This is a genomic window from Streptomyces milbemycinicus, from assembly GCF_002154605.1.
In the GTDB taxonomy this organism is placed as follows: Bacteria; Actinomycetota; Actinomycetes; order Streptomycetales; family Streptomycetaceae; genus Streptomyces; species Streptomyces milbemycinicus.
Window position 1 is genome coordinate 1,613 of the sequence record NZ_MUNE01000628.1, and the last position, 5,154, is coordinate 6,766.

Sequence of the window (5,154 nt, forward strand, 5' to 3'; positions counted from 1 at the left end):
CCCAAGCCGCCGTCCTCGTACGCGAAGACCAACCCGGCGACAGGCGTCTGGTCGGCTACGTGGTGCCGACGGAGGCGGAAGTGGGAGTTGATACGGCTCAGGTGCTGGAGGTGGCCAGGGACCGGCTCCCCGACTACATGGTGCCCTCCGCGCTCATCACACTCGAACGCCTGCCCCTGACACCAAACGGCAAGCTGGACCGCAAGGCCCTCCCCGCCCCCGACTACACCACATCCGCCACCCACCGACCGCCTCGCACACCGCACGAGGAAATCCTGTGCGGTCTCTTCGCCGAAGTCCTCGCGGTCCCCGACGTCGGCATCGATGACAGCTTCTTCTCCCTCGGCGGACACTCACTCCTCGCCACCCGCCTCATCAGCCGCATCCGCACCACCCTGGACGTCGAACTCACCATCCGAGCCCTCTTCGAAACCCCCACCGTCGCAGGCCTCGCCGAACACCTCCAAACATCCAACACCCACACCACACGCCCCAAACTCACCACCCAAACCCGGCCCGAGACCATACCGGTCTCCTACGCACAACGCCGACTGTGGTTCCTCGGCCAACTCGAAGGCCCCTCCGGCACCTACAACATCCCCCTGGCACTCCGGTTGCGCGGCCAACTGGACATCGACGCCCTGCGCCTGGCCCTGACCGACGTGGTCGAGCGGCATGAGAGCCTGCGGACACTCTTCCCCCAGACCGACGGCCAGCCCTACCAGCACATCCTCCAAGGCGACGCGGCATCGGTGCTCGAAGTGCTGGACATCGCCGAGGAAGACTTGGCAGAAGCGCTGAAGCGGGAGGCCGCAATCGGCTTCGACCTCGGCCGCGAACTGCCGCTGCGCGTACGGCTGTTCGTGCTCGGTCCGGACGACTACGTACTGCTGGCGGTGGTGCATCACATCGCCGCCGACGGCTGGTCGATGGCACCCTTCGCCCGCGATCTGACCGCCGCCTACCAGGCCCGCACCGACGACAAGGCGCCCGGATGGCGCGCGCTGCCGGTGCAGTACGCGGACTACGCCCTCTGGCAGCAGGACGTCCTCGGCCACGAAGACGATCCCGACAGCCTGGTCAACGCCCAGCTGGACTACTGGGCCACCGCCCTGGCCGGCGTGCCCGAGCAGCTGGAGCTGCCGGTCGACCGCCCCCGGCCCGCGGTGGCATCGTACGAGGGCGACAGCGTGGCGCTGCACGTACCGGCGCCCGTACACGCCCGGCTGGCGGAGCTGGCCCACGACAGCGGCGCCAGCGTCTTCATGACCATCCAGGCCGCACTCGCCGTCCTTCTGAGCCGTATGGGCGCCGGCCACGACATCCCCATCGGCACCCCCATCGCCGGACGCACCGACGACGCCCTCGACAACCTCATCGGCTTCTTCGTCAACACCCTCGTCCTACGCACAAACACCAGTGGGGACCCCACCTTCCGCGAACTCATCCACCGCACACGGCAAACAGATCTGGCCGCCTACGCACACCAGGACGTGCCCTTCGAACGCCTCGTGGAAGTCCTCAACCCCCAGCGCTCCCTGGCACATCACCCCCTGTTCCAGGTGATGCTCGCCCTCCAGAACAACACCCACCCCAACCTCGACCTCCCCGGCCTCCACGTCACCCGCCAGCCCTTGGGTGGCACCGCCGCCAAATTCGACCTGACCGTCAATCTCAGCGAACACCGCGCCGCGGACGGCACCGCCGACGGGCTCACCGGACACCTCGACTACCGCACCGACCTCTTCCACTCCACCACCATCGAGGCGCTGGCCACACGGCTCGTACACGTCCTGGCGACAGTCACCGCCGATCCGGACACCCGGGTAAGCCAGATCGACATACTTGGCGAGGCCGAACGGCACCAGGTCCTCACCCACTGGAACGACACCGCACACCCGCTCCCGGACGCCCTGCTGCCCGAGCTGTTCGAGGCCCAGGTCAAGCGCACCCCCGACGCGGTCGCGGTCGTCTTCGAGGATCGGGAGGTGACATACGCGGACCTGAACGCCCGAGCGAACCAGCTGGCGCGGTGTCTGATCGCCCAGGGCGCCGGGCCGGAGCGGCTGGTGGGGGTCGCTCTGCCACGCTCGGCCGAACTGGTCGTAACCCTGCTGGCCATCCTCAAGACAGGCGCGGGATACCTCCCCATCGACCCGGACTACCCCACCGACCGCATCCACTACATGATCCAGGACGCGGCCCCCACACTCCTGGTCACTGACACCGCCACGACCGCCGCCCTCCCCTCAGCGGAGGATCTTCCGCGGCTGATGGTGGATGACCAGAGGGCCGCTCAATACGGTGACGCAGATGTCGTGGACGCCGACCGCCGGGGTGGCCTGCTCCCCCAGCATCCCGCCTACGTCATCTACACCTCCGGGTCGACCGGCCGTCCCAAGGGCGTCACGGTCCAGCAGCAGAGCGTGGTCAATCTCATCACCTGGGCCGCCTCCGAGTTCGGGCCCGAGCGTTTGACCCATGTGTACGTCTCGACGTCTCTCAACTTCGACGTCTCGGTCTTCGAGCTGTTCACGCCACTCATCACTGGCGGACGCGTCGAGGTGGTCCGCGACCTGCTCGCTCTCGGCGGCAGTCTGCCGAGCGGTGGGTCTTCCTGCCTCATCAGCGGTGTTCCCTCCGTTGTCTCAACTCTCCTCAGCAGCGGCGGGAACATTGACGCGGGGACGGTGGTGTTGGCCGGCGAGGCCATAACGCCGCACGTGGCGAACACCATTCGCGCCGCCGTTCCGGGAGGTCGGCTCGCGAACTGCTACGGGCCCACCGAAGCCACCGTCTACTCCACGTCATGGTTCACCGATGATGAGCTGGCCACCGCTCCCCCAATCGGGCACCCCGTGTGGAACACACAGGTGTTCGTGCTGGATGCGACGCTGCAACCAGTGCCGGTGGGGGTGCCAGGCGAGCTCTACATCGCCGGTGCGCAACTGGCCCGGGGGTATCTGGGACGGCCCGGTCTGACGGCGGAGCGGTTTGTGGCGAATCCGTTCGGCACGGCGGCGGGGTCGCGGATGTACCGGACGGGGGATGTGGTCCGGTGGCGGGCGGACGGGCAGCTGGAGTTCGTGGGGCGTGCGGATGCCCAGGTCAAGGTGCGTGGTTTCCGTATCGAGCCCGGTGAGGTGGAGAGCGTCCTCGCGGCGCACGACACCGTGGCGCAGACCGCCGTCCTGGTACGGGAGGACCAGCCCGGAGACCGGCGTCTGGTCGGCTATGTGGTGCCCAGGGACGCGGGTGTGGGGCTTGACACCGCGCAGGTGTTGGAAGTGGCCAGGGGCCGACTGCCGGACTACATGGTTCCCTCGGCACTCGTCGCACTCGAACGGCTTCCCCTGACCCCGAACGGCAAGCTGGACCGCAAGGCCCTGCCCGCCCCCGACTACACCGCATCCACCACCCGCCGCGCGCCACGCACACCGCACGAGGAAATCCTGTGCGAGCTGTTCGCCGAAGTGCTGGGCGTCACCGACATCGGCATCGACGACAACTTCTTCTCCCTCGGCGGACACTCCCTCCTCGCCACCCGCCTCATCAGCCGCATCCGCACCACCCTGGGCCTGGAGCTGGGAATCCGCGCGCTCTTCGAGTCCCCGACGGTCGCCGGACTGAGCGCACGAACAGATCAAGAAACCAGCCTGGCACGACAGCCACTGACCAGCAGGCCACGGCCCGAGACCGTACCGGTCTCCTTCGCACAACGCCGACTGTGGTTCCTCAGCCAGCTCGAAGGCCCCTCCGGCACCTACAACATCCCCATGTCGCTGCGACTACGCGGCCAACTGGACATCGATGCCCTGCGGCTGGCCGTGGGGGATGTGGTCGGGCGGCATGAGAGCCTGCGGACACTCTTCCCCGAGACCGACGGCCAGCCCCGTCAGCACATCCTTCAAGACAACGTCGCATCGGTGTTCCAGGTGTTCGATGTGGCCGACGAGGACCTGGCCGAGGCACTGATGAAGGAGGCTCGCACCGGATTCGACCTCTCGCGTGACCTTCCGCTGCGAGTACGGCTGTTCGTCGTGGCGCCGGATGAGTACGTACTGCTGGCAGTCGTACATCACATCGCCGCCGACGGCTGGTCGATGGCACCCTTTGCCCGCGACCTGACCACCGCCTACCGGGCCCGCACCAACGGCGAGGCACCCGGGTGGCAAACGCTGCCGGTGCAGTACGCGGACTACGCCCTGTGGCAGCGGGAGGTGCTGGGCAGCGAAGACGACCCGGACAGTGTGATCTCACAACAGCTGGCCTACTGGACGGCTGCCCTGGCGGGTGTGCCGGAACAGCTGGAGCTACCAGTGGACCGGCCCCGGCCCGCCGTGGCATCGCATGAGGGTGGCAGTGTGGCAGTGCGGGTGTCGGCCGAGGTACATGGGCGGCTGGTGGAGTTGGCGCAGGGCAGTGGGGCGAGTGTCTTCATGACCGTCCAGGCCGCGCTGGCCGTCCTTCTCACCCGCATGGGCGCGGGCACTGATATCCCCATCGGCACCCCGATCGCCGGGCGTACCGACGACGCGCTGGATGATCTGGTCGGTTTCTTCGTCAACACACTGGTGCTGCGTACGGATGTGAGTGGTGATCCCACGTTCCGTGAGCTGGTGGAACGGGTGCGGGAGACGGACCTGGCTGCCTACGCCCACCAGGATGTGCCGTTCGAGCGGTTGGTGGAGGTGCTGAATCCGCAGCGGTCCATGGCCCGGCATCCGCTGTTCCAGGTGATGCTCTCCTTCCAGAACAACACCCGCGCCACCCTGGACCTTCCTGGGCTGGACATCGCCCATCAGCCGTTGGGCGGGATCGCCGCCAGATTCGACCTCACCGTCAACCTCAGTGAGTTGCGTGCGGGGGATGGTAGTCCGGGTGGGCTGAGTGGGCATGTCGACTATCGGACTGATCTGTTCGATGCGGCGTCGATGGAGGCGTTGGCCGGCCGGCTGGTGCGGGTGCTGGAGTCGGTCACCGCGGACCCGGACCTGCCCGTCAGCCGGATCGATGTCCTGGGCGATGCCGAGCGGCACCAGGTCCTCACCGTGTGGAACGACACCGCACACCCGCTCCCCGACACCCTGCTGCCCGAGCTCTTCGAGGCCCAGGTGGCACGCACGCCGGACGCGGTCGCGGTCGTCTTCGAGG

The 5,154-nt window shown here is 67.7% G+C and carries 1 protein-coding gene; it reads left to right on the forward strand.

The features are described from left to right. Window positions 1–5,154 (forward strand): non-ribosomal peptide synthetase (locus CCN51_RS55325; protein WP_158104745.1); only part of this gene is annotated, 5,154 nt, incomplete at both ends.